We start from the raw sequence: 25,820 nt of genomic DNA on the forward strand, positions 1-25,820 counted from the left end.
AGAACGGCGCCCCGAGGCGCCGTTCTGCATTGTAGGAATTTCCTGTATCAGGGCGCTGGCTTGAGCGGCACCAGCACGCTGAAGGTGATGATGCCGTCGGCCTGTTCCACTTCGATGCGGCCGCCATGGGCGCTGACGATGGCCTGGGAAATGTACAGGCCGATGCCCAGCCCGCTCTTGTTGCGGCCATGGCCGCCGGCATCCTGCTTGAACGGCTCGAAGAGGTTGCCCAGACGCGCCTCGTCCAGCGCTTCGGCTTCGTTGAGGATGCTCAGCCGCGCCAGCTCGCCCTGGCGGCGCAGCTCCACCAGCACCGGGCGGCCGGGGCGGCCGTGGTGGCGGGCGTTGCTCAGCAGGTTGGCGATCACCTGCAGGTAGCGGTCCGGGTCGACCTGGGCCTGCACGTCATCCTCGATGGCGGTCTCGATGGACAGGCCCGGATAGGCCACGTCGGTTTCCTGGACGATATCGCGCACCAGCTGCGAGAGCTCGGCGGCTACCGGCTTCACCGTCATTCCCGCGCCGCTTTGCAGGCGGCTCATCTCGAGAATCTGGCTGATCAGGCGCTCCATGCGGCTGCTGGAGTAGGTGATGTGCTGGCGCAGTTCGGCATTGCGCACGTCGCTGGAGGAGAGCATCGCGGCCGCCATGGAGATGGACTGCAGCGGGTTGCGCAGGTCGTGGCCGAGCACGGCGATCAGTCGCTGGCGCATGCGGTCGATCTCGCCGGCGCGGTTCAGGCACAACTCCACCAGTTCGGTGCGCAGCTTGTCGGCGATGCTCAGGTCGATGCCGGTCCAGGGCATCGAGCGCCCGCGCACCACTTCCTCCCAGGCTTCGAACGAGCCGCGCGGGGTTAGGCGCGTGCCGGAAGGGCCGGTCTTGACGATCTTCTCCGGCTTGCCACCCCAGCGGATGCGGTGCACCTGCTCCAGGCGCAGCCAGACGATCCAGCCCGACTCCTGGCGATGGAAACGAATCGCCATGACGCCGCAGTAGCGCGGGTCGTGCAGGCCTTCGGGCAGTTCCAGGCGGCGGTCGCTGTGGAACAGGTCCAGCTCGTCGTCCTGTTGCAGCTGGGCGACGATGGAAACAGCCAGGTCCTCGAAGTCGCCGCCGATGCTGCTGGCGCGCCCGCCGAGCATCACCACCGCGCCATCACAGGGCAGCAGGTCGGCGACGCTGGCATCGGGGCGGGCCAGGGCGCTGAGCAGGTCGTCGGAGTCGCGGGTGCGGCGCAGCAGCGCCTGCTGGCGCTCGGAAGCCTGGCGCAGTAATTCGCTGATGCGGCTCTGTTCCAGGCGCTCGACCATGGCGCTGCAGACTTGGGAGAACACCTGGAAGGACATGCGGATCGGGTAGGGCACCACCTTCGGGCTCATGTGGTGGCAGGAGAACAGCCCCCACAGGCGCCCGCCGACCACGATGGAAATGCTCATCGACGCGCGCACGCCCATGTTGGTGAGGTACTCGCAGTGGATCGGCGAGACGCTGCGCAGGGTGCTGAAGCTCAGGTCGAACGGCTTGCCGCTGCCGGGGTTCAGCGTGGGGTGCACGGCGACCGGCTGGTAGGCGGCATCGCCGATCAGCCGCACCGGATTCTGCAGGTACAGGCGCCGCGCCTGGGCGGGAATGTCCGATGCCGGGTAGCGCTGGCCGAGGTAGCTCTCCAGATCATCGCGGCGGGACTCGGCGACGACTTCGCCGGAGTCGTCTTCGTTGAAGCGGTAGGCCATGACGCGGTCGTAGCCGGTCATCCGCCGCACCTCCTCGGTGACGCTGATCAGCAGGCTCTCGACGTCGTTGCGCAGCTGCAGCTGGCTGACCAGGCGCTGGGCGTTGAGGGCGAAGGTGGTGAAGGAGGCGGTGCCGGCCGCGCGCCGCTCGAACTCCAGGTAACGCACGCCGTCATGGCTGTGGCCGATCACATCGAAGAAGCGCCGGTTGATCCGCGCTTCCACGCTGTTGACCCAGGGACCTGGCTCGGCCAGCCCTTCCGCGAGCATCGCCAGCACGCCATGCCCGACGCAGGCTTCGGCCAGCGGCTCGCCCAGCGGCGGGGCGATGCCCAGCAGGGTGCCGAGGTTGTCGCTGAAGCCGAGTACGCGACCCTGCTCGTCGAGTGCGATCAGCGCGCCGTGGGGCTGGATCGCGCCGGGCACATGGATGGGTTCGTCCTCGCAGTTGGCGAGGGTGACAGGCTGATCGCTCATGCCTGGCCCGTCCGGTCGCGTGTGGCGTCGATCACCCAGTCGCGGAACGAGGTGAAGGCCTGCACGGCGGCCTGTTGTGCAAGGGCGATGTCTTCGGCGGTGCTGACGTGTTCGGCCAGCAGGCGCTGGAAGCTGCCCCAGCGCTCGCCCGTGTGCTCGCCGTAGCCTTGCAGCCAGCGCAGTGGCAGGGGGTCGAGGGAGGTCTTGAGGCGCTTGTAGAGCACGCGTCCGCCGAGGGTTGCGCCTTCGGCGACGTAGGCGATGCCGAAGGCTTCGGCCAGGCAGTTCGGCTTGGGTACGCAGGGGCAGTCGGCCACGGGCTCTTCGCCGTGGGCGCCGGCCAGCAGGTCGTCTTCCAGCCACCGGCTCTTGCCGCGGCGCAGGGCTGCATCGTCGTCGTCCGGCCAGAGCGGCCAGAGTGCCTGCTCCAGCGGGCGCATCCAGCCGAGCACGCGGGCGGCATGATCGAGGTAGTCGGCGCGGGCAAGCGCGGCAGTCAGCGGCGAGCGACTGTCGAGGTCGGCATGCAGGGCATGGGTGGCTGCGCGCAACGCGGCCAGAGCGGGCGAAATACCCGTGCGGTCGTTGGTCTGCGGAGTCATCGCCGTCATCGCTGGTCTACCTGATTCTTCGAGCAGCAGAGCATAGCAGCCCAGCTGTACGACAGGGCCGGCGGATGAAAGCTGATCGAAATGTCAGGTGTTTCCAGGAGGGGGCGAGGTGCAAGAAAAGGCCGCCGCACTCTCGTGCGACGGCCCTCGTTCAGCAGGGGATCAGAAGTTGACCTTCAGCCCCAGCGTCACCGCCTGGTCGCGGTAACCGTTGTCGCCGAACTGCTTGCCCACTTCACCCCAGACGTTGACCCGGCTGTTCACCTTGCTGGTGGCGCCGAGCTTCACTTCGAAGATGTCGCTGGCGCCGTCCATCTCGAACTTGCTGCTGCCCATCTTCGCGCCGAAGTCCTTGGAGTTGTGGATCCAGTTGGTCTCTACGTATGGCTCCACGCCGTAGGTGTTGGCGAAACCGCCAGCCTCGTTGCTGCGCACGGCAGCGCGGGCGCCCAGGCGGGTCATGATGTTGCCGTCGCCCTGGCCGGTGACCCTGGTGCCATTGGCCTCGCGGTGGCTGTCAGCCTTGACGCCCATGTACACCACCTGCGCCTGGGGCTGCACGTAGTAGCTGGCGCTCTCGGTCTTCGCCACTTCGAAGGTCTTGCCGGCCTCGATGGAAGCGGTGATGCCCTTGAGGTCGTAGCTCTCCTTGGCCAACTGGTCGCCTTTCACGTCGGCATCGAATTCGTTGTAGAGAATCCAGCTGTCGACGTACGCACCGTTCTCATCGTCCTTGTTCTCGTACCAGGTGCCATAGACGCCCAGGCTGTAGCCGTCGATCTCGCCGCGCGAGCGGTAGCCGGTGACGCGGGACTTGGTCGTCGAGTTGCCGTTGGCGTAGCCGGCCATCACACCCAGTACCCAGTCGCCGTTGTCGGTTTCCTTGCGGTACAGGTCGCTGCCGATCTGCAGCACGTAGCGATTGGCTTCGGTCTTGAGCTGGCCGGTGCTGTCTTCCCAGCGGGTAGAGCCATCGACGTTGCGCATCCAGAGCATGGAAGTGACTTCCTTGCCGGTATCCGGATCGACGTAGGTCAGGTTGCCGGTGCGGTCATGCAGGCGGTGCAGGAACATTGTATTGGCCGCCGCGATGTTGGCGGTGTAGCTGCCGCCTTCGGGCTGGCGCACGCGGTCCTTGTCGCTGGGCTTCGGAGCTGGGTCCACGGGGCCTGGTTGCTCCGGCGCGGGATCGACCGGATCGGGGTTTTCCGGGGTCGGGTCGACCGGGCCCGGCGGGTCGACTGGCGGCGGATCAACTGGCGGCGGATCAACCGGTGGAGGATCAACCGGCGGCGGGTCAACGGGTGGCGGATCCTCCGGATCGGGATCGTTCGGCTTGTACGAGGTCAGGTACCAGTCGCTGTCCGCACCGGTGGAGCCGACGAAGCTGCCGCCGCGGCGCAACACGTATTCATAGCCGCCAGCGGTGACGCGGTCGGATTTGAACTCGCCCGCGGAGGTGCCGCCGACGGTGATCATCTCGATCCCCTGTTCGGTTTCGTCGCCCAGCCCGGTGGTGTTGTTGACGGTGACGCGGGTCTCGCCCGAGGTACTGCCGGTGATGGCCAGCTTGTCGGTCTCCGAGGTGTCGTCGCCCAGGTAGGTGTTCATCACCAGATGGCCACCGCCGTTGAAATCGCCATCCACGGTCAGGGTCTTGTAGGTGTACGCGCCGTGTTCGTCGTGGCGGTCATAGACCAGTTGTGCGCCGTTGGTGAGCGTCAGGTTGGTGAGGTTGGAATTGCCGGTCATGAACCACTGGCTGGCGGCTCCGTCCATGGCCAGGTCGATCACGCCATCGGTGGCGGTGCTGGTGGTGCCGTTGAGGTAGGAGCCGGCGGCCATTTTCAGATCGAGCTTGCCGAGATTCTCGGCGTACAGGGCAGCTCCCTTGCGGTTGGCGAGATCGTCTGCCGCGCTGCTGTCGATCAGGTAGATCGCGGCGTTCTCCGAGACGATGCTGGAGTCGGCGCCGTTGGCGGCCATGGCGCGGGTGCCGTCGATTACGGTGACCTTGGTGTCGCCATACAGATGCACCTTGCCGCCGCGCATGCCATTGAAGTCTTCCAGGGTCTGCGCATAGATGCCGTAGGCAGTGTTCTTGCCGGTGGTGATATCGGTGCTGCCCAGGTGGATTTCGCCACCGCGGTTGGCGAATACGGCGTGGGCCGCCGAGCCGGACGTGCTGATGGTGCTGCCGTCGTCGATGCGAACTTCGGCATCGCCTTTGTAGGTCAGGTAGTCGGTATTACGGTTGCCGGCGTAGATCGCGTAGCCGTTGCCATCGCTGGCGTTGCTGCCGCTGCCGCTGGTGCTGATCACCGCACCCTTGCCCACGACGATCCGGTTCACCCCGCCATTCTTGGACGTGTTGGCACGTACACCCATGCCGGAAGTGGTGATGCTTGCGTTGTCACCGATGGTGACCGTGGAGTTGACGGCGTTCTCCGTGACGTTGATGCCGTCGGCGGAGAGCCCCGTGGTGACGATGGTCAGCTTGTCGATGGAGATGATGTTGCTGCCGATGTTGGCCTGGATGGCGTCGGCCTTGTAGCCGCTGAGCGTGCCGGATGTCGATCCGGTCAGGATCACCGCTTCCTTGACGTCGTAGCGGCCGTTGTTGCCATAGATGCCAAAGCCGGCCAGAGGTGCAGTACCGCCACGCGAGTTGCCGGTATCGATCTCGAGCTTTTCGGTGCCGGCGGGCAGGCCCCAATAGACGGACTCGTTGCAGGTGTACGTCTTGCCATCGCCGCTGGTTGTGCAGGTGGCGCTGGCCGTGCCGATCTGCCCAGCCAGGGCGATGGCGAGGGCGACATGGGTCGCCAGCAGGGTTTTCTTGAAGCGCATTGCAGTCCTCCTTGCGCCCGCTCACTCGGTGAGCGAATGCGTATTCCGGCGCTAGGAGCCGCTCACTGGCTGAAGAGCGGAAGCTTGGGCTTCCAAGAGCGGATCCTTCCTGCACCGGGAGATGGCGCCTGATCGCATCAGGCAAGGGGAGGGCAGCACTCCGGACTTCAGAGCCCTGCCCGTCCAGCTGCGGAGGGGCGCGCTGGATCAGTGGGCTCATTGTTCAGCCGGTGTTCAGTCAGCCGAATAAGACGAGTCTTAATCGGGGTAATGCGGCGGGAGGGATCGGGAAAAGCTTGATATATGGCAATGGACATTCGCGTACCGGGCATTGCGCTCGGTACGCGGGCGTGCCGCGTCGAGGGACTCCATCAGAACAGCCGCTCTTCAGAAGAGAAAGTACCGCTGCGCCATCGGCAGCACATCGGCCGGTTCGCACCACAGCAATTGCCCGTCCGCGCGCACCTGGTAGTTCTGCGCGTCCACCTCGATATGCGGCAGGTAAGCGTTGTGGATCAGGTCGGTCTTCTGCACGCTGCGGCAGCCCCTCACCACACCGATGGCTTTGCGCAGGCCCAGTTCGTGGTGCACGCCCAAATCGAAAGCGGCCTGGCTGATGAAGGTCAAACAGGTGGCGTGGCGGCTGCCGGCGTAGCTGGCAAACATCGGCCGGTAGTGCACCGGCTGCGGCGTCGGGATCGAAGCGTTGGCGTCGCCCATCAGGCTCGCGGCGATGGCGCCGCCCTTGAGGATCAGGCTTGGCTTCACGCCGAAGAAGGCCGGGCGCCAGAGCACCAGGTCGGCCAGCTTGCCCACTTCGATGGAGCCCACTTCATGGGCCACGCCGTGGGTGATTGCCGGGTTGATGGTGTACTTGGCGATGTAGCGCTTGGCGCGGAAGTTGTCGTTGCGCGCACCGTCGCCCTCCAGCGCGCCGCGCTGCTTCTTCATCTTGTCGGCGGTCTGCCAGGTGCGTGTGATCACTTCGCCGACGCGGCCCATGGCCTGGCTGTCGGAGCTGATCATGCTGAAGGCGCCGAGGTCGTGGAGGATGTCCTCGGCGGCAATGGTCTCGCGGCGAATGCGTGACTCGGCGAAGGCCACGTCCTCGGCGATGCTCGGGTCCAGGTGGTGGCAGACCATGAGCATGTCCAGGTGTTCGTCGATGGTGTTGCGGGTGAACGGCCGGGTCGGGTTGGTCGAGCTGGGCAGCACGTTGGCGAAGCCACAGGCCTTGATGATGTCCGGCGCGTGGCCGCCGCCGGCGCCTTCGGTGTGGTAGGTGTGGATGGTGCGGCCCTTGAACGCGGCCAGGGTGGTTTCGACGAAGCCGGACTCGTTGAGCGTGTCGGTGTGGATCGCCACCTGCACGTCGAGGCGGTCGGCCACGGAGAGGCAGTTGTCGATCGCCGCCGGGGTGGTGCCCCAGTCCTCGTGCAGCTTCAGGCCGATGGCGCCAGCGCGCACCTGCTCCTCCAGCGGCAGCGGCAGGCTGGCGTTGCCCTTGCCGGTGAAGCCAATGTTCATCGGGAAGGCATCGGCGGCCTGGAGCATGCGCGCCATGTGCCATGGGCCGGAGGTGCAGGTGGTGGCGTTGGTGCCGGTGGCCGGCCCGGTGCCGCCGCCGATCATGGTGGTCACGCCGCTCATCAACGCCTCTTCGATCTGCTGCGGGCAGATGAAGTGGATGTGCGTGTCGATGCCACCGGCGGTGAGGATCATGCCTTCGCCGGCGATCACTTCGGTGCTGGCGCCCAGGGCGATGGTGACGCCGGGCTGGATGTCCGGGTTGCCGGCCTTGCCGATGGCAGCGATGCGCCCGTGCTTCAAACCTACGTCGGCCTTGACGATACCCCAGTGGTCGATGATCAGCGCGTTGGTGATCACCGTGTCGACCACTTCGGCAGCGCAGCGCTGACCCTGGCCCATGCCGTCGCGGATGACTTTGCCGCCGCCGAATTTCACTTCCTCGCCGTAGATGGTGAAGTCCTGCTCCACTTCGATCCACAGGTTGGTATCGGCCAGGCGCACGCGGTCGCCGACGGTGGGGCCGAACATGTCGGCGTAGGCTTGTCTGCTGATCTTCATCGGGGCTCCTTGGCGGCTGGCGTCATTCAGTTTTTTCCTGGGTTTTGTGCAGAGGCTCAACCCTCTCCCCCGCCCTCTCCCTGAAGGGAGAGGGAGCTGTCCGTGCCGGCTGACGCTATGGATTCATCCTGCACCGTTCGGTCCCCTCTCCCTTCGGAGCGGGGCGCGTAGCCAGGGTTAGGGAGAGGGCGCTTTTCCTGGCACGGACTCACAACGCCCCCATCACCCGTCCTGCAAATCCATAAACCTTCCGCTCGCCCGCCAGCTCCACCAACTCCACCTCACGACTCTGCCCCGGCTCGAAGCGCACCGCAGTGCCGGCCGGGATGTTCAGGCGCATGCCACGGGCCGCGTCGCGGTCGAACAGCAGCGCGTCGTTGGTCTCGAAGAAGTGGTAGTGCGAGCCGACCTGGATCGGCCGGTCGCCGCTGTTGGCCACCGTCAGGCCCAGCGTGCGGCGGCCGGCGTTGAGTTCGATCTCGCCGGGCTGGATGTCGTATTCGCCTGGGGTCATGGAGCGCTCCGTGGGTCGAGGATCAGTTGCATGAAGGTCAGGTCCAGCCAGCGGCCGAACTTCTGGCCCACCTGCGGCATCTGCCCGCTGGTGACGAAGCCCAGGCGTTCGTGCAGGCGGATCGACGCCGCGTTGCCGCTCTCGATGGCCGCGACCATCACATGCAGTCCCTGGGCGCGGGCGCGCTCGATCAGCGCCTGCATCAGGATCGGGCCGAGGCCCTTGCCGCGCTGGTCGGCGCGCACGTAGACCGAATGCTCGACGGTTTCGCGAAAGCCCTCGAAGGCGCGCCACGGGCCGTAGCTGGCGTAGCCCACCACTTCACCTGCGTCCTCGGCCACCAGCACCGGGAAGCCCTGCTGCGCACGCAGTTCCAGCCATTGGCGGCGGTTTTCCAGGTCGATGGCGATCTCGTTCCAGATCGCGGTGGTATTGAGTACGGCGTCGTTGTAGATGTCGCGCAGACTGCCGAGGTCGGCTTGGCTGGCGTCGCGGATGAGCATGGCGGTTCCTCTGTACGGTGGGCGAATGCAGCGCAGTGCTTCATCCGCCATTGTCGCCGCACCCTGGGTCATGGGGGCGGGCGATCAGGCAATGGGTTGGTGCACGGTGACCAGTTTGGTCCCGTCGGGGAAGGTCGCTTCCACCTGGATCTCCGGGATCATTTCCGGCACACCCTCCATCACCTGTTCGCGGGTGAGCAGCGTGGTGCCGTAGTGCATCAGGTCGGCGACCGTCCGGCCATCCCGCGCGCCTTCGAGCAGCGCGGCGGAGATCAGCGCGATGGCTTCCGGGTAATTGAGTTTCACCCCGCGGGCGAGGCGGCGCTCGGCGACCAGGCCGGCGGTGAAGATCAGCAGCTTGTCCTTCTCGCGAGGGGTCAAATCCATCTCAGGTGCTCCAGATTCGGGGAGGAACGGCCTTGCGGCCGAGCAGCGCGGGCCGCAGCCGGCGCCAGAGTTCGATGAGCCAGGCGCGGGCGTGCAGCGCCTCGTGGGCGAGGCAGCGGGCGACCACCAGGCCGGGCAGTTGCGTGAGATTGCCGCGTCCCTGGCAGGGGATGGCGCGGCAGGCTTCGATGAGCGTCGCGTCGATCTGCCCGCTGGCGATCAGCGTGGCCAGTACCGGATGGCCGGCCAGGCCGATGGGCGAGTCGAGCAGGCGATCGCCGCCGTTCACGCGCTGGCGTTCGTGCCACAGGCGTTGGCCGTCGCGGCGGATGTCCAGCGCGGCGGCGAAATGGCCGTTGTCGAAGCGTTCGCCACTGGCCGGGCGGCCGAGGGCGACCATGTCCCAGTAGAACAGCCGGGCGTCGTTTTCGAGATCGATGCAGGTAGTCAGCTCCGCCTGGGCGCCGGAGTAGACGATGGTTTCCAGCGGCAGCCATTCCAGCGTGGCGCCTGCCGCCACACGGATATCCAGGTGCTGGCGTGCCGGGCACGCGGCGCGGTACCACTTGGCCGCGCCGGGGCTGGTGAGCTGTGCCCAACTGTGCGCGCCAGCGTGGATATCGAGGTTCAGCGTGTCGCCGCCAGCGATGCCGCCGGGCGGGTGTACCACGATGTGCTGGCAGACCTGCGGCCCTTCCGCGTACAGGTGCTTCTGCACCCGCAACGGGCCGAGATGCCTTCGTGTGACTGGGCGCGTGCAGTCGTCGACGCGGGCATAAGCCAGCTCGAGCTCCGCGTGCCAGGCAGGGTGGAAGAGGGTGGCCGGTGCGTTCATGGGCAGCTTCGAAACGAAGGATGCACACGACAGAGCAAGCACCGTGCCGGGATGCGCCAGGATAGTGCGTGGCCACTGCCTGGCTTTGTGCAGCTCAGGTATGGCGCGGAATTGGCGTTGACGGAGGCGATTGTCCGGTCGGTCAGGTATGGGCGCGGTTGCGGTGCGTTATCGCTAGGCGTGCGCGCAAATGGTGCGTAGGAGCGGATTCATCCGCGATTGATTCACCCCCGCGCGGAGCCGAGCCGATCGCGGATGAATCCGCTCCTACAAGAGCCTTGGCTCAGCCCAGCTGCTTGCGCATGTACACCCGGCGGAAACCGTTCTCGACCTTGCGCGCGTATTCCTGGTAGCCATTCTTCGCGTACAACTCGATGTTCTCGGTCATCCGCTCGTTGGTATAGAGGTACAACGACGCGTAACCCAATTGCGCGGCGGTTTCCTCGGCATGGATCAGCAGGGTGCGGCCGATGCCCTGGCCGGCGCACTCGGGCAGCACGGCAATGTTGTCGAGCAGGAAGCCTTCGTCGGTCTCGCGCATCACCAGCAGGCCGACGGGGACGTCGTCCTGTTCGGCGATGAGCACGCGGTCCTCGGCGATGATCGCGTGGTAGTCATCCAGCATCGGCCCCGGCTTGCGGCCGAGGGTGGGAATCCACTGTGCATAGGCGGCTGCCACGCAGACTGCGGCGAATCCGGCGTCGTCATTGACGGCGGGACGCAGGACGAGGGGCATGTCGAACTCCAGAAAAAACGAATACGGGGCCTGGCAGCTTGCCACTGGCCGCCGTCATGCGCCAGTGACAGGTCGTCTCGGCGTCGGGCGTGGTTCGCGAGGCCGAATTCGTTCCCTACGGATAACGGCATTCCCCACATCCCTGTGGGTCACAAGCTCGCTCCTACAAAGAGCATGCAGGCCCGACCTGTAGGAGCGAGCTTGCTCGCGAACCGGCGCAGAATGCCGTCGCCTCAGATGGTCACCAGCCCTCGCACACCCTCGGCTTCCATGTCCACACCGCGCCCCTGCTGGACGATTTCCCCGCGCGACATCACCAGGTACTGGTCGGCCAGCTCCGCGGCGAAGTCGTAGAACTGCTCCACCAGCAGGATGGCCATGTCGCCGCGCTGGGCGAGCTTGCGGATCACCGCGCCGATCTCCTTGATCACCGAGGGCTGGATGCCTTCGGTGGGTTCGTCGAGGATCAGCAGGCGCGGCTTGCTGGCCAGCGCGCGGCCGATGGCCAGCTGTTGCTGCTGGCCGCCGGAGAGGTCGCCGCCGCGGCGCTGCTTCATTTCCTTGAGCACCGGGAACAGCTCGTAGATGTGCTCGGGCACCGCCTTGGCCTGGCTGGCGCCGAAGCGCGACAAGCCCATCAGCAGGTTTTCCTCCACCGTCAGCCGGGGGAAGATTTCCCGCCCCTGCGGCACGTAGGCGATGCCGGCGTGTACGCGCTGGTGCGGCTTGAACCCGGTGATCGGCTTGCCTTCCCAACTGACCTTGCCTTCCTTGGCCGGCACCAGGCCCATCAGGCAGCGCAGCAGGGTCGTCTTGCCGACGCCGTTGCGCCCGAGCAGGCAGGTGACCTCGCCGATCTTCGCATCGAACGACAGGCCACGGAGGATGTGGCTGCCGCCGTAGTACTGGTGGAGCTTGTCGACTTGCAGCATGTGCTTGTTCCTTGATGTGTCGTGTACGGCTGCCGTGCATCGAGAGCTGTTGGGTATCGCTGCGCTCCACGCCAACCTACGCCGTACTTCCCGGCGAAATGCATCCGTAGGATGGGTGGAGCGCAGCGATACCCATGCTGTGCCGTGAGCCGTCAGCGCCCCAGATAAACCTCGATTACCTGTTCATTGGCCTGCACTTCTTCCAGCGAACCCTCGGCCAGCACATGCCCCTGGTGCAGCACGCTGACGTGGTCGGCGATGCTGCCGACGAAGCCCATGTCGTGCTCCACCACCATCAGCGAATGCTTGCCGGCGAGGGACTTGAGCAGCTCGGCGGTGAATTCGGTCTCGGCATCGGTCATGCCCGCCACCGGCTCGTCCAGCAGCAGGAGTTGCGGCTCCTGCACCAGCAGCATGCCGATCTCCAGGAACTGCTTCTGCCCGTGGGAGAGCAGCCCGGCTGGACGGTTGCGCGACTCGCGCAGGCGGATGGTGGTGAGGACTTCCTCAATGCGGTCCTTCTGCTCGCCGGACAGCTTCGCCTTCAGGCTGGCCCACACCGATTTGTCAGTCTTCTGCGCGAGCTCCAGGTTCTCGAACACCGAAAGCGCCTCGAACACCGTGGGTTTCTGGAACTTGCGGCCGATGCCGGCCTGGGCGATTTCCACCTCGCTCATGCGGGTCAGGTCGAGGGTTTCGCCGAAGTAGGCCTTGCCGTTGTCCGGGCGGGTCTTGCCGGTGATCACGTCCATCAGCGTGGTCTTGCCCGCGCCGTTGGGGCCGATGATGCAGCGCAACTCGCCGACGCCGATGTACAGCGTCAGGTCGCGCAGGGCACGGAAGCCGTCGAAGCTGACGTTGATGTCTTCCAGGGTGAGGATGGTGCCGTGGCGCACGTCCAGCTGGCCGCTGGCGCTCGAACCGAGGCCGATGGCATCGCGGCTGGCGCCGGGGTCACGGTTGGGATCGTAGGCTGGTTCCAGCATCAGGTGGGGGACCGCTCTCATTGCTCTTTCTCCCGCTTGATCAGGCCGAGGATGCCGCGCGGCAGGTACAGGGTGACGAGGATGAACAGCGCGCCGAGGAAGAACAGCCAGTACTCGGGGAAGGCCACGGTGAACCAGCTCTTCGCGCCGTTCACCACGCCGGCGCCGAGCAGCGGGCCGATCAGCGTGCCGCGGCCGCCGAGGGCGACCCATACGGCGGCCTCGATGGAGTTGGTCGGCGACATCTCGCTGGGGTTGATGATGCCCACCAGCGGTACGAACAACGCGCCGGCCAGGCCGCAAATCACGGCACTCAGGGTCCAGACGAACAGCTTGTAGCCGCGTGGGTCGTAGCCGCAGAACATCAGGCGGTTCTCCGCGTCGCGCAGGGCGGTGAGCACCCGGCCGAACTTGCTGCGTGCCAGGGCGAAACCGACCGCGAGGCTGGCCGCCAGCAGCACGACGATGGCGATGAACAGCGCCACCCGCGTGCCCGGCGCGGTGATCGGAAAGCCGAGGATGCTGCGGAAGTTGGTGAAGCCGTTGTTGCCGCCGAAGCCGGTCTCGTTGCGGAAGAACAGCAACATGCCGGCGAAGGTCAGCGCCTGGGTCATGATCGAGAAGTACACGCCCTTGATCCGCGAACGGAAGGCGAAGAAGCCGAACACCAGGGCCAGCAGTCCTGGCGCCAGCACCACCAGGCACAGGGCCCAGAGGAAGTGCTGGGTGCCGGCCCAGTACCAGGGCAGTTCCGTCCAGGAGAGGAAGGTCATGAAAGCGGGCAACTGGTCGCCGGCCGCCTCGCGCATCAGGTACATGCCCATGGCGTAGCCGCCCAGCGCGAAGAACAACCCGTGCCCGAGGGACAGCAGGCCGGCGTAGCCCCAGACCAGGTCCAGCGCCAGCGCGACGATGGCGTAGCAGAGGATCTTGCCGGTGAGCGTCAGCCCGTAGGCGGACAGGTGTAGCGCGTTGCTTTCCGGCAGCAGGTGCAGCAGCGGCAGGATCAGCAGCGCGACGAGCGCGGCGCCGACGATGCCGGCGGTGAGTTTCGGGCCGGCCTTCTGCGCGGCCGTCACGGTGAGTGGCTGGTTCATGGGTGCATCCCTCCACGGTGGGCGGGCGTACCTTGTAGGAGCGAGCTTGCTCGCGAACGCTTTCGCTGCGGGGGCTGTTCGCGAGCAAGGGCTAAGGCGCCCCCCTCGGTCCTACGAAGAACATTCAGTTCGAACATGGATGTTTTCATCAATCGATGACCCTCCCTTTCAGAGCGAAGAGCCCCTGCGGACGTTTCTGGATGAACAGGATGATCAGCGCGAGGATCAGGATCTTGCCCAGCACCGCGCCGATCTGCGGTTCGAGGATCTTGTTCGCCACGCCCAGGCCGAAGGCGGCGAACACGCTGCCGGCGAGCTGGCCAACACCGCCGAGCACCACCACCAGGAAGGAGTCGATGATGTAGCTCTGGCCCAGGTCCGGGCCGACGTTGCCGACCTGCGACAGCGCCACACCGCCCAGCCCGGCGATGCCCGAACCGAGGCCGAAGGCGAGCATGTCCACGCGGCCGGTGGGCACGCCGCAGCAGGCGGCCATGTTGCGGTTCTGGGTGACGGCGCGCACGTTCAGACCAAGCCGTGTGCGGTTGAGCAGCAGCCAGGTGAGCGCGAGCACGAACAGCGCGAAGCCGATGATGACGATGCGGTTCCACGGCAGCACGAGGTTGGGCAGCACCTGGATGCCACCGGACAACCACGCCGGGTTGGCGACCTCGACGTTCTGCGCGCCGAACAGCACGCGTACCAGCTGGATCAGCACCAAGCTGATGCCCCAGGTGGCAAGCAGGGTCTCCAGCGGGCGGCCGTAGAGATGGCGGATCACCGTGCGCTCCAGTGCCATGCCGATGCACGCGGTGACCACGAAGGCCACCGGCAAGGCCAGCAGCGGGTACAGCTCCAGCACGCCGGGCGCGTAACGCTGGCAGAGCAACTGCACCACGTAGGTGGAGTAGGCGCCGAGCATCAGCATCTCGCCGTGGGCCATGTTGATCACGCCGAGCAGCCCGTAGGTGATCGCCAGGCCCAGGGCCGCGAGCAGCAGGATCGAGCCCAGCGACAGACCGCTGAAGGCCTGGCCGAACAGGTCACCCATCAGCAGCCGGCGCTTCACCTGGCCGAGGCTGGTGGCGGCGGCGGTGCGAACGGACTCGTCAGGCTCGACGGCCGGGTCGAGGAGATTCTCCAGGCGGGTGCGTGCCTGCGGATCGCCGGATTCGCCGAGCAGGCGTACGGCGGAGAGGCGCAATGCGGGAGCCGGGTCGGCCAGCTGCAGGTTGGCCAGGGCCAGTTGCAGCGCGGCCTTGACGCCGTCATCGGACTCTTCGTTGAGGCGGTATTCGAGGAGTGTGCGTTGCGCGGGGCGGGCGCTTTTCTGCAGTTGCCGCGCGGCTTCCAGGCGCACCTCGGCGTTGTCGGCGACCAACTGGTGGCTGGCCATGGCGGTGTTCACCAGGCCGCGCAGGCGGTTGTTCAGGCGCAGCTTGTCGGGCTCACCGACCGGTCCCGCGCCACCCTCGGCGGCGTGGTACTGCTGGTCGTCGCCCAGGAGGAAGGCGCGGTTCTGCGCGTCGAGGGCCAGGCGGCCGGACTGGATGGCCTCCAGCAGGGGCAGGCGATCGGCGTCGGGTGCGGCGGCCCATTGTTCGAGCAGTTTCGCGCGGGCGTCGTTGTCGGCGCTGGCGAAGTCCTGTGCGGGGCCGGCGAAGGCCAGCTGTGGCAGCAGCGCGGCCAGTGCAATGGCGATGTGACGGAAAAGGTGAAGCAAGGCAGTGGGCATTGGCGTATTCCCTGGGCAGCCGTGTGGGCGTTTTGCCCTCTCCCTGTCCCTCTCCCTGAAGGGAGAGGGGACGTTCCGCCGGCCTCGGGAGTGGCCGGCCGCGCCGTGCTATCGGCTACGCGCCGAACGGCTCCCTCTCCCTTCAGGGAGAGGGTTGGGGAGAGTGACTTTGCGGACTGGCACTCAGTTACTACGCACCGCGTAATCCGGCTTCTTGTCGTTGCCCGGAATGAACGGGCTCCACGGCTGGGCGCGGATCGGCTCGGGGGTCTTCCAGACCACGTTGAACTGACCGTTGTCCTCGATCTCGCCGATCATCACCGGCTTGTGCAGATGGTGGTTGGTCTTGTCCATGGTCAGGGTGAAGCCCGACGGCGCCTTGAAGGTCTGCCCACCCATGGCCTCGCGCACCTTGTCGACGTCGGTGCTGCCGGCCTTCTGCACGGCCTGCGCCCACATGTGGATGCCGACGTAGGTGGCCTCCATCGGGTCGTTGGTTACGGCAGTGCTGTAGTTGGGCAGGTTCTTGGCCTTGGCGTAGGCCTTCCAGTCGGCGACGAACTTGGTGTTCTCCGGGTTCTTCACCGACTCGAAGTAGTTCCACGCGGCGAGGTTGCCCACCAGCGGTTTGGTGTCGATGCCGCGCAGTTCTTCCTCGCCCACGGAGAAGGCCACCACCGGCACTTCGGTGGCTTCCAGGCCCTGGTTGGCCAGCTCCTTGTAGAAGGGCACGTTGGAGTCGCCGTTGACGGTGGAGATCACCGCGGTCTTGCCGCCGGCGGAGAACTTCTTGATGTCGGCGACGATGGTCTGGTAGTCGCTGTGGCCGAACGGCGTGTAGACCTCCTGGATGTCCTTGTCGGCCACGCCCTTGCTGTGCAGGAAGGCGCGCAGGATCTTGTTGGTGGTGCGCGGGTAGACGTAGTCGGTGCCCAGCAGGAAGAAGCGCTTGGCGGCGCCGCCGTCCTCGCTCATCAGGTATTCCACCGCCGGAATGGCCTGCTGGTTCGGTGCCGCGCCGGTGTAGAAGACGTTGGGCGACATTTCCTCGCCCTCGTACTGCACCGGGTAGAACAGCAGGCCGTTGAGTTCCTCGAACACCGGCAGCACGGACTTGCGCGACACGCTGGTCCAGCAGCCAAACACCACAGCGACCTTGTCCTGGGTCAGCAGCTGGCGCGCCTTCTCGGCGAACAGCGGCCAGTTGGAGGCCGGGTCGACCACCACCGCTTCGAGCTTCTTGCCGTTCACTCCGCCCTTGGCGTTGATCTCGTCGATGGTCATCAGCGCCATGTCCTTGAGCGAGGTCTCGGAGATCGCCATGGTGCCGGACAGCGAGTGCAGGATGCCGACCTTGATGGTCTCGGCAGCCTGGGTGCTGAACGGGAACAGACCGGTGAGCAGCAGGGCACTCACGGCCAGCGTACTTTGCAACAGCGGACGACGTTTCATCGCGGCAGCCTCCTTGGCTATCCAGGGGCGGGGAGTTGCCGGTGCGGCAGCTTCCCCGGAAATGGGGCGATCCTTGAGCGGGATCGAAGCTGCCATCGCAGCATCCGTGCCAAACAGGCAAAAGCCTTGGCGCAGATGGGGTGCGCGCGATTTTCTGTCGTATTGGTGAGGTTTTTCAGTGCGCAGCTTTGGTGCGCCAAACGCCAAATGGTGCGCGGCGCTCCCCAAAGGGGCGCGTCATTGCGGGATGAAGTAGCCGCGCACGCCGGTCATGATGATCTGCGCGGCGAGGGCGCAGACGAACAGCCCCATCAGGCGGCTGACGATCATCAGGCCCTGCTCGCCGAGGACCTTCTCGATCTTGTCGGAGAGGTAGAGCGTCACACCCACGGTCAGGCAGGCCAGGAAGATCGCCGCCAGGGCCAGCAGCTTGTGCTCCCAGTCCTGGTTCACGCCCATCACCAGCAGCGCACCGATGGTGCCGGGGCCGACGGTGATGGGGATGGTCAGCGGGACGATGGTGACGTCCTGTTGCACATTGTCCGCCTGCACTGCCGAGCGCCCTTGCGCCATGCCCAGGGCGGAGATGAACAGCACCGAGCCCGCGCCGATGCGGAAGGCGTCGGCGGTGATGCCGAAGAGCGTGAAGATGTAGCGGCCGAACAGATACAGCAACACGCTGGCGATCAGCGCCGCCAGGGCCACGCGCCAGGCCATGCGCTTGCGGTCGCGCGGGGCGAAGCCGCGGTTCAGGCTGATGAAGCAGGAGAGCACGAAGAAGGGGCTGTAGAGCACCAGCATCTTCAGGTACACGCTGAACATCGCTTGCATGGGAACGACTCGTCCGGATTGAGAGGGCGCGGCTGGGCAAAGCATAGCGGGTGGGGCGGCGGGTGGCATTGCGGCGGGGCAAGTCACGCACGCGACGCCTGAATCGTGGGTAGGAGCGGACTCTGTCCGCGATCGATTCCGCATCGCGCCGGGGGCCAATCGCGGACGGAGTCCGCTCCTACGCTCAGATTTGATCCGTGCTTGCAGGAGCGAGGGGGACGCCATCGTCATTGCTCGCGAACGGACTTGCCGGCGGCATCAGAGTTGAGCGGGTTCGCGAGCAAGCTCGCTCCTACAAGGCTATCTGGCAACCCGGCACGGTGTTTGATTCATGGGTAGGAGCGGACTTTGTCCGCGATCGTTTTCGCATCGCACCGGGGGCCAATCGCGGACGGAGTCCGCTCCTACGCCAAGGGATAAACCGTGCGAAATACCGGAGTCAGGAGGGAAGGGCGTCGCTCTGCTGCTGGCGCAGGCGGCGATCACGCTCGCCGACCCAGTAGGCCACCAGCTCGCGCAGTTGCGACAGCTCCACCGGCTTGGCCATGTGCCCGTCCATGCCCACCAGTCGCGCGCGCTCCTTGTGCTCGCTGAGGATGTGCGCGGTGAGCGCCACCACCGGGGTGTGCGGGCGGTGCTCGCTGGCTTCCCAGGCGCGCAGGCGCTCGGTGGCGGAGAAGCCGTCGAGTACCGGCATCTCGCAGTCCATCAGCACCAGGTCGTACTGGGTGGACTTCATCGCGGCCAGGGCTTCCTCGCCATTGCTGGCGGTATCCGGTTGCAGGTTGAGCTTGCTCAGCATGCCGCGGATGACCTTGGTGGAAATGCTGTTGTCCTCGGCGACGAGGATGCGGAAGTCGCTCGGCGGCACGTTGGACACCGGCTCGCTGGCCGCCCCGAGGTAGTTGCTCACGCCGCTCGGCCCGCGCTGGGACAGCTCTTCGGCCAAGGTCGCCTTGAGCGTATAGCCGGCCACCGGCTTGGCCAGGATGCGTTTGATCCCGGCGTTGCGCGCGATGATCTTGCTCGGTGCGTTGCTGATGCCGGTGAGCATGATCAGCAGGATGTCGTGGTTGAGGTTCGGGTCTTCCTGGATCTTGGTGGCCAGTTGCATGCCGGTCATACCGGGCATGTCCTGGTCCAGCAGGACCACGTCGAAGTACTCGCGCAGGTGCGCTTTGGTGCGCAACTGAGCCAGCGCCTCCTTGCCCGAAGATACCGCGCTGACATTCATGCCCCAGGCGCTGCACTGCTGCACCACCACTTTGCGGCAGGTCTGGTTGTCGTCCACCACCAGCAGGCGTGCGCCCTGCAGTGGGCCATCGAGGTCGGCGCCGGCCTGGTCGATCTGCTGCGGGTCCAGTGGCAGGCTGAGCCACAACAGGTTGCCCGCGCCTTCGGCGCTGTTGCCGCTCTCGATGCCGCTCTCTATTCCAAAATCGCCCGACATCAGACGGATCAACTGGCGCGCGATGATCAGGCCGAGGCGGCTGCTGATGCGGGTGGCGGAGAGGAAGTCGCGGCTGTGCAGTTCGGCAGTGAGCAGGGCCTGGCGGTCGGCGCTGTCCAGTGGGCGGCCGCTGTCCTGCACGGCAATGCGCAGGCGCGGGCGCTCCGCTGGGCCGTCGAGGGCGACGACGAGGAGGATCTCGCCCTCGTCGGTCTGCTTGAAGGCATTGTCCAGCAGGCTCAGCACGGCCTGGCGCAGGCGCGTCGGGTCGCCACTGATGATGCGTGGCACTTGCGGCTGGGTGAAGCTGATCAGCTCGACCTTCTGCTGTTCGGCCTTGGCGCGGAAGATCGCCAGGCAGTCCTCGATCAGCGCGCCGAGGTCGAACTGCACCTCGTCCAGTTCGATCTGCCCGGACTCCAGCTTGGAGATGTCGAGGATCTCGTTGATCAGCGAGAGCAACTCGTTGCCCGCACTGTGGATGGTCTGCACGTAGTCGCGCTGCTTGGCCGAGAGCGGGGTGCCGAGCAGCAGCTCGGTCATGCCCAGCACGCCGTTCATGGGGGTGCGGATCTCGTGGCTGATCTTGGCCAGGAAGTCGCCCTTGGCCTTGAGTTCGGCGACGTTGGCGGCACGCACGCGGCTGGCGGCGAAGTGGTCGTTCTGGATTTTCCGCTGGCGTTCGGCCAGGGCCAGGCTGAGCAGGAAGCCGACCACCGCCGAAAGCCCCAGCAGGCCGCTGCCGAGCCAGTCGGTACGGGTCGCCACGTAGCCCAGCAGCGACGGCAGGCACAGGCACCAGATCACGACGAAGAGGCTCATGCCGATAGCGAACAGGCGCGCCGGCCGGTAGGCGTGGATCCAGTAGTAGACCGCAACGCCGAGCATGCCCAGGGTCACCAGGGTGATCAGCCCGTACACCAGGCTGCTGACGGACAGGGAGAACAGCAGGTTGAGCGCGACGCCCAGCACCACGAGCGCGGCGGTGCCGCCCAGCAGCAGGCGCCTGAGCGGCAGGCGCGGGCTGAGGCCTGAGAAGAAGCTGGCGGTATAGCCCAGCGCGCAGAACAGCGTCACCACCAGGCAGGCCAGGGCAGCCATCGGTTGCAGCGACTGGCTGTTGCCGTACCAGGGGCTGAGCAGGCCGAACAGATTGAGGCAGGCCAGCAGCAGGCTGGCGTGTACGCCGGCCAGCCACAGTCCGCTGGCAACGCGGGTGTAGGCGAAGCGCACGAGGTTGTAGGCCAGCAGCATGGCCAGGCAGCCGATCAGCACGCCGAAGTGCAGCGGGCGCTGGTCGTTGCTCGGCTGGCCGGCGGCCTCGATGCTGATGTTCGGCCGCAGCGGCATCGTCGAGGCGAGGCGCAGGTAGAGGTCCAGCGGCTCAGCGGCGGCACGCAGGGGGATTACCAAGTCACTGTTGAGCAGCGGGCGCTGCACCGGGGAGAGGTTGCCGGCGCTCTTCTGCTCGAGCACCTTCTGCCCGTCGAGGATGAACATCTCGAAGCTGTCCAGGCTCGGTGCGAACAGGCGCAGCTGCTGGGGCTCGTCGTTGGCTGGAAGACGGAAGTGCAGCCAGGTCGCGCCGGGGCCGGCGGGGGCGTGCAGGTCGCTGATGTCGAGGGGGCTGAAGAGGGTGCGGTAGCGCGGGGAGATCACGTCCTGCAGCTGCAGGCGGGCGTCACTGTCGTGGAGCTGGGACCAGCCGGGATCCTGGCTTGCCGCGTAGGTCGGAAGACAGACCAGAGCGGCCAGCAGCAAGCTGACGAGGAGTCCTGTGGCAGTCCAGAGCCGACGCACGGCGAAGTCCCTTCGGTAGTGAGTGGGCGGATTATAGCCAAGTGTGCTGAAGGCCGTAATCCACCCGTGCACGCGGGGACCGGTGCAGCGGAGGCGTCCGACGAGGGACGCCTCCGGCCGTCGGATCAGCCTTCGCCGCGCTCGCGGGCGATGGCGCGATAACCGATGTCGGTGCGGTAGAAGCTGCCGTTCCAGCGAATCTTCTCGGCCAGGCGGTAAGCCTGTTGCTGCGCGGAGGAAACGGTCGGGCCAATGGCAGTGGCGCACAGCACGCGGCCGCCGGCGGTGACGATCTGGCCGTCCTTGAGCGCGGTGCCGGCGTGGAACACCTTGCCGTCGAGCTTGGCAGCTTCGTCCAGGCCATCGATGACGTCACCCTTGGCGTAGTCGCCCGGGTAGCCGCCCGCGGCGATCACCACGCCCACGGTGGGACGCGGGTCCCAGGTGGCTTCGACCTTGTCCAGCGCCTTGGCCAGTGCAGCTTCGACCAGCAGCACCAGGGAGCTTTCCAGGCGCACCATGATCGGCTGGGTTTCCGGGTCGCCGAAGCGGCAGTTGAACTCGATGACCTTCGGCTTGCCGCTCTTGTCGATCATCAGACCGGCATACAGGAAGCCGGTGTAGACGTTGCCTTCCTCGGCCATGCCGCGCACGGTCGGGTAGATCACTTCGTCCATCACGCGCTGGTGCACGTCGGCGGTCACCACCGGAGCGGGGGAGTAGGCACCCATGCCGCCGGTGTTCGGGCCGCTGTCGCCGTCGCCGACGCGCTTGTGGTCCTGGCTGGTGGCCATGGGCAGCACGTTCTGGCCGTCGACCATGACGATGAAGCTGGCTTCCTCGCCGTCGAGGAACTCTTCGATCACCACGCGCGAACCGGCGTCACCGAAGGCGTTGCCGGCGAGCATGTCGCGCACGGCTTCCTCGGCTTCGGCCAGGGTCATGGCGACGATCACGCCCTTGCCCGCGGCCAGGCCGTCGGCCTTGATCACGATGGGCGCGCCTTTCTCTTTCAGGTAGGCCAGCGCCGGCTCGACTTCGGTGAAGTTCTGGTAGTCGGCGGTGGGGATCTGGTGACGCGCGAGGAAGTCCTTGGTGAAGGCCTTGGAGCCTTCCAGCTGGGCAGCGCCGGCGGTGGGGCCGAAGATGTCCAGGCCGCGCGACCGGAACAGGTCGACCACGCCTTTGACCAGCGGTGCCTCGGGGCCGACGATGGTCAGCTGCACGTTCTTCGCGGCGAAATCAGCCAGTTCTTCCAGGGCCAGCACGTCGATGGCGACGTTCTCGCACTTGGCTTCGGTGGCGGTGCCGGCGTTGCCCGGCGCGACGAAGACCTTCTGTACGCGCGAATCCTGCGCGACCTTCCAGGCCAGCGCGTGCTCGCGACCGCCGCTGCCGATGATGAGTACGTTCATTGGAGTTCTCCTGAACAGTTCCGGCATTGCCGGATCGTTGGGTATCGCTTCGCTCCACCCAACCTACGAATTCTCTACGACCGAATCACGCTTTTAACGACCCGATCTCAAGGGGCGCGATCGGGCCTGCAGATGCAAGGCGCCCGGCCCTTCACCCAGCGGAGTTGCCTTCTGGCAATGAGCATGGGGGAAGGGCCGGGCAACGCCGCAGATGCGGGTCCGAGTGCGTCCTTACCGCTTAGTGGCGGAAGTGGCGCATGCCGGTGAAGACCATGGCAATGCCGGCTTCGTCGGCAGCGGCGATCACTTCGTTATCACGCATCGAACCACCCGGCTGGATCACCGCGGTGATACCGGCCTTGGCGGCGTTGTCGATGCCGTCGCGGAACGGGAAGAAGGCGTCGGAAGCCATGACTGCACCCTTCACTTCCAGGCCGGCGTGCTCGGCCTTGATGGCGGCGATGCGGGCGGAGTTCACGCGGCTCATCTGTCCGGCGCCGACGCCGACGGTCTGGCGCGCCTTGGCGTAGACGATGGCGTTGGACTTGACGAACTTGGCGACTTTCCAGGCGAAGATCAGGTCGTGGATTTCCTGCTCGCTCGGGGCGCGCTGGGTGACGATCTTCAGGTCATCGGCGGTGATCATGCCGATGTCGCGGCTCTGTACCAGCAGGCCACCGTTGACGCGCTTGAAGTCCCAGCCCGGCGCACGCTCGGCCGGCCACTCGCCGCATTCCAGCAGGCGCACATTGGCCTTGGCGGCGACGACGGCGCGGGCGGCTTCGGAGATTTTCGGGGCGATGATCACTTCGACGAACTGACGCTCGACGATGGCCTGGGCGGTCTCGCCGTCCAGCTCGCGGTTGAAGGCGATGATGCCGCCGAAGGCCGACTCGGTGTCGGTGGCGTAGGCCAGGTCATAGGCCTTGCGGATGCCGCCTTCGTTCTCCGGAACCACGGCCACGCCGCACGGGTTGGCGTGCTTGACGATGACGCAGGCCGGCTTCACGAAGCTCTTCACGCACTCCAGCGCGGCGTCGGTGTCGGCCACGTTGTTGAACGACAGCTCCTTGCCCTGCAGCTGGATGGCGGTGGAGACGCTGGCCTCGCCCTTCTTCGCCTCGACGTAGAACGCCGCGCTCTGGTGCGGGTTCTCGCCGTAGCGCATCTCCTGCGCCTTGATGAACTGGCTGTTGAAGGTGCGCGGGAAGGCGCCGCGGTCAGCGGTGGACAGGGTGTCGCGCGCCTGGTCGATGGTGCCCAGGTAGTTGGCGATCATGCCGTCGTAGGCGGAGGTGTGCTCGAAGGCCTTCAGGGCCAGGTCGAAGCGCTGGGCGTAGGTCAGGCCGCCGGCCTTCAGGGCTTCGACGATGCCGGCGTAGTCACCGGCATTGACCACGATGGCGACGTCCTTGTGGTTCTTCGCCGCAGAACGAACCATGGTCGGGCCGCCGATGTCGATGTTCTCGATGGCGGTCGGCAGGTCGCAGTCGGCCTTGGCCACGGTCGCTTCGAACGGGTAGAGGTTGACCGCCACCAGGTCGATCGGCTTGATGCCGTGCTGCTCCATCACCGCGCCGTCGAGGTCGCGACGGCCGAGGATGCCGCCGTGGATCTTCGGGTGCAGGGTCTTCACGCGGCCGTCCATCATCTCCGGGAAGCCGGTGTAGTCGGCCACTTCCACGGCGGCGATGCCATTGTCCTTGAGCAGCTTGTAGGTGCCGCCGGTGGAGAGGATCTCCACGCCGAGGGCTGCCAGCTCACGGGCGAAATCGACGACGCCGGTCTTGTCGGAAACGCTGATCAGCGCACGGCGGACGGGCAGGCGGGTGGTTTGGTCGGTCATAACGGCTTCCACAAAGGCTTCGGGCTTTTCGCGTGTCAGGCGTGGGCCCGGCTGACCTTGCGGTCGCGGGCCCGCGCCTGCCACCTGTCAGAGAAGATCGTACTGCTTGAGTTTCTTGCGCAGGGTCCCGCGGTTCAGCCCCAGCAGTTCGGAGGCTTTGGTCTGGTTACCCTTCACGTGGTTCATGACGGTTTCCAGCAGCGGCGCTTCGACTTCGCAAAGCACCATGTTGTACACGTCCGTGACCGGCTGCCCTTCGAGATGGGCGAAATAGTTATGCAGTGCCTTTTCCACGCTGTCGCGGAGGGTCTGGCCCTCCTGCGTCGGAGTGGTCAGGTGCTGTTTAAGGTTGGCGTTGTCGCTCACGGGTGTCATTCCACTCACTAATGTCTCGGTCATCGTTGTCATGCGGCCACCCCTTCTCCGTTATTGTGGCGCTCGGCGAAGAACTGCCTGACGCTGGCGCTCTGTGCATCCGTGTCCTGCAAACGATTGAACTGGGCGCGGAACTCCGCCGCGCCCGGTTGGGTTGCGAGGTACCAGCCCACATGCTTGCGGGCAATGCGCACACCCATTTCCTCCCCATAAAACGCATGCAATGCAGCGAGGTGTTCGAGCAGGATGCTCTGCACCTCGTGCAGACTCGGCGCCGGCAATAGCTCGCCGGTGCTCAGGTAATGATCGATCTCGCGGAAGATCCAGGGATTGCCCTGGGCGGCGCGGCCGATCAGCAGGGCATCCACGCCCGTCTGTTCGAAAACCTGCCGTGCCTTGCGCGGTGAATCGATATCACCGTTGGCGAAGACCGGAATCGAAACCGCCTGCTTGATCGCTGCGATGGTTTCGTACTCCGCTTCGCCGGTGTAGAGGTCGGCACGGGTCCTGCCGTGTACCGCCAGCGCCTGGATGCCGGACTGCTCGGCGATCCGCGCCACCGTCACACCGTTCTTGTTCGACCGGTCCCAACCGGTGCGAATCTTCAGGGTGACGGGAACCTCTACCGCCGCGACCACCGCCTCGAGGATGTCGGCCACCAGCCGTTCATCCTTCATCAGCGCGGAGCCCGCGGCCTTGTTGCACACCTTCTTTGCCGGACAGCCCATGTTGATGTCGATGATCTGGGCGCCGAGCTCCACATTGCGCTGGGCAGCTTCCGCGAGCATCTGCGGGTCGCCGCCGGCGATCTGCACCGAACGTGGCTGATCTTCGTTGTCGTGCTGCAGGCGCAGGCGCGACTTGCGGCTGTTCCACAGGCGGACGTCACTGGTGACCATCTCCGATACCACCATGCCGGCGCCGAGGCGGCGGCACAGCTGGCGGAACGGACGATCGGTGACGCCGGCCATCGGGGCCAGGATCAGTCTGTTGGGCAGTGTGTAGGAGCCGATGCGTACCACCGACTGGATTTCCATGGTCAATGGGGCGGGAACACCGAGGCGCCGCGCGTTGTACCACTCGCGGATGCGTTTCGGAGCCTGCCACCGGTGCTAGCAAAAAAGGGAGGGCATGATACCCGCTCTCGATGACCGGATAAAGGCG

The 25,820-nt window shown here is 66.0% G+C and carries 20 protein-coding genes; all 20 read right to left on the bottom strand.

Translation table 11 applies throughout. The annotated features are described in order from the left end of the window. Positions 1-47: 47 nt before the first annotated feature. Positions 48-2,213, bottom strand: a complete 2,166-nt coding sequence (locus G4G71_RS06290; RefSeq protein ID WP_169936220.1) for a GAF domain-containing protein — start codon at positions 2,211-2,213, stop codon at positions 48-50. Next, positions 2,210-2,815 carry a biliverdin-producing heme oxygenase gene (locus G4G71_RS06295; protein WP_169942532.1) on the bottom strand — a complete coding sequence of 202 codons (606 nt, stop codon included), beginning with the start codon at positions 2,813-2,815 and terminating at the stop codon, positions 2,210-2,212. The genes G4G71_RS06290 and G4G71_RS06295 overlap by 4 nt, the downstream gene beginning before the upstream one ends. Positions 2,816-2,986: 171 nt before the next feature. Continuing rightward, complete coding sequence (locus G4G71_RS06300; protein ID WP_169936222.1) at positions 2,987-5,674, bottom strand: autotransporter outer membrane beta-barrel domain-containing protein; 2,688 nt, start codon at positions 5,672-5,674, stop codon at positions 2,987-2,989. Between the two features lie 387 nt (positions 5,675-6,061). Next, entirely contained in the window at positions 6,062-7,762 is a 1,701-nt protein-coding gene (gene ureC / locus G4G71_RS06305; RefSeq protein WP_169936224.1) for an urease subunit alpha, read from the bottom strand. A 208-nt stretch (positions 7,763-7,970) separates the two neighbouring features. Beyond that, entirely contained in the window at positions 7,971-8,276 is a 306-nt protein-coding gene (locus G4G71_RS06310; protein WP_169936226.1) for an urease subunit beta, read from the bottom strand. Further along, positions 8,273-8,779, bottom strand: a complete 507-nt coding sequence (locus G4G71_RS06315; RefSeq protein WP_169936228.1) for a GNAT family N-acetyltransferase — start codon at positions 8,777-8,779, stop codon at positions 8,273-8,275. Before G4G71_RS06315 ends, G4G71_RS06310 begins: the two co-directional genes overlap by 4 nt. An 84-nt stretch (positions 8,780-8,863) precedes the next feature. After that, positions 8,864-9,166, bottom strand: coding sequence for an urease subunit gamma (locus tag G4G71_RS06320; protein WP_169936230.1), 303 nt, complete (start codon positions 9,164-9,166; stop codon positions 8,864-8,866). A 1-nt stretch (position 9,167) separates the two neighbouring features. Beyond that, positions 9,168-10,001 (bottom strand): urease accessory protein UreD, encoded by an 834-nt coding sequence (locus G4G71_RS06325; RefSeq protein ID WP_169936232.1) that lies wholly within the window; start codon positions 9,999-10,001, stop codon positions 9,168-9,170. 283 nt (positions 10,002-10,284) lie between these two features. Further along, positions 10,285-10,737 (bottom strand): GNAT family N-acetyltransferase, encoded by a 453-nt coding sequence (locus G4G71_RS06330; RefSeq protein WP_169936234.1) that lies wholly within the window; start codon positions 10,735-10,737, stop codon positions 10,285-10,287. 233 nt (positions 10,738-10,970) lie between these two features. Further along, on the bottom strand, positions 10,971-11,669 hold the full coding sequence (gene urtE / locus G4G71_RS06335) for an urea ABC transporter ATP-binding subunit UrtE (protein ID WP_169936236.1): 699 nt from the start codon (positions 11,667-11,669) through the stop codon (positions 10,971-10,973). Between the two features lie 152 nt (positions 11,670-11,821). Next, the gene (urtD, locus tag G4G71_RS06340; protein ID WP_169936238.1) at positions 11,822-12,676 is read right to left on the bottom strand and encodes an urea ABC transporter ATP-binding protein UrtD; all 855 of its coding nucleotides are present in this window, start codon (positions 12,674-12,676) and stop codon (positions 11,822-11,824) included. After that, complete coding sequence (urtC, locus tag G4G71_RS06345) at positions 12,673-13,752, bottom strand: urea ABC transporter permease subunit UrtC (protein WP_169936240.1); 1,080 nt, start codon at positions 13,750-13,752, stop codon at positions 12,673-12,675. The genes urtD and urtC overlap by 4 nt, the downstream gene beginning before the upstream one ends. A 148-nt stretch (positions 13,753-13,900) precedes the next feature. Next, positions 13,901-15,487: an urea ABC transporter permease subunit UrtB gene (gene urtB, locus G4G71_RS06350; protein ID WP_169936242.1), complete on the bottom strand. Its 1,587-nt coding sequence runs from the start codon at positions 15,485-15,487 to the stop codon at positions 13,901-13,903. A gap of 183 nt (positions 15,488-15,670) precedes the next feature. Beyond that, on the bottom strand, positions 15,671-16,939 hold the full coding sequence (gene urtA, locus G4G71_RS06355) for an urea ABC transporter substrate-binding protein (RefSeq protein ID WP_054906423.1): 1,269 nt from the start codon (positions 16,937-16,939) through the stop codon (positions 15,671-15,673). A 237-nt stretch (positions 16,940-17,176) separates the two neighbouring features. Further along, on the bottom strand, positions 17,177-17,770 hold the full coding sequence (locus G4G71_RS06360) for a MarC family protein (RefSeq protein WP_045216386.1): 594 nt from the start codon (positions 17,768-17,770) through the stop codon (positions 17,177-17,179). 439 nt (positions 17,771-18,209) lie between these two features. After that, on the bottom strand, positions 18,210-20,981 hold the full coding sequence (locus G4G71_RS06365) for a hybrid sensor histidine kinase/response regulator (protein ID WP_476705405.1): 2,772 nt from the start codon (positions 20,979-20,981) through the stop codon (positions 18,210-18,212). Positions 20,982-21,145: 164 nt separating this feature from the next. Then, a complete protein-coding gene (purD, locus tag G4G71_RS06370) occupies positions 21,146-22,435 on the bottom strand; it encodes a phosphoribosylamine--glycine ligase (protein ID WP_169936246.1) in 1,290 nt (429 codons plus the stop codon). A 238-nt stretch (positions 22,436-22,673) separates the two neighbouring features. Continuing rightward, positions 22,674-24,281, bottom strand: coding sequence for a bifunctional phosphoribosylaminoimidazolecarboxamide formyltransferase/IMP cyclohydrolase (gene purH / locus G4G71_RS06375; RefSeq protein WP_054906430.1), 1,608 nt, complete (start codon positions 24,279-24,281; stop codon positions 22,674-22,676). 87 nt (positions 24,282-24,368) lie between these two features. Continuing rightward, positions 24,369-24,689: a DNA-binding transcriptional regulator Fis gene (fis, locus tag G4G71_RS06380; RefSeq protein ID WP_024766365.1), complete on the bottom strand. Its 321-nt coding sequence runs from the start codon at positions 24,687-24,689 to the stop codon at positions 24,369-24,371. Then, entirely contained in the window at positions 24,686-25,693 is a 1,008-nt protein-coding gene (gene dusB, locus G4G71_RS06385) for a tRNA dihydrouridine synthase DusB (RefSeq protein WP_037007535.1), read from the bottom strand. The genes fis and dusB overlap by 4 nt, the downstream gene beginning before the upstream one ends. Positions 25,694-25,820: the final 127 nt, after the last annotated feature.

It is taken from the genome of Pseudomonas multiresinivorans (genome assembly GCF_012971725.1).
Lineage (GTDB): Bacteria > Pseudomonadota > Gammaproteobacteria > Pseudomonadales > Pseudomonadaceae > Pseudomonas > Pseudomonas multiresinivorans.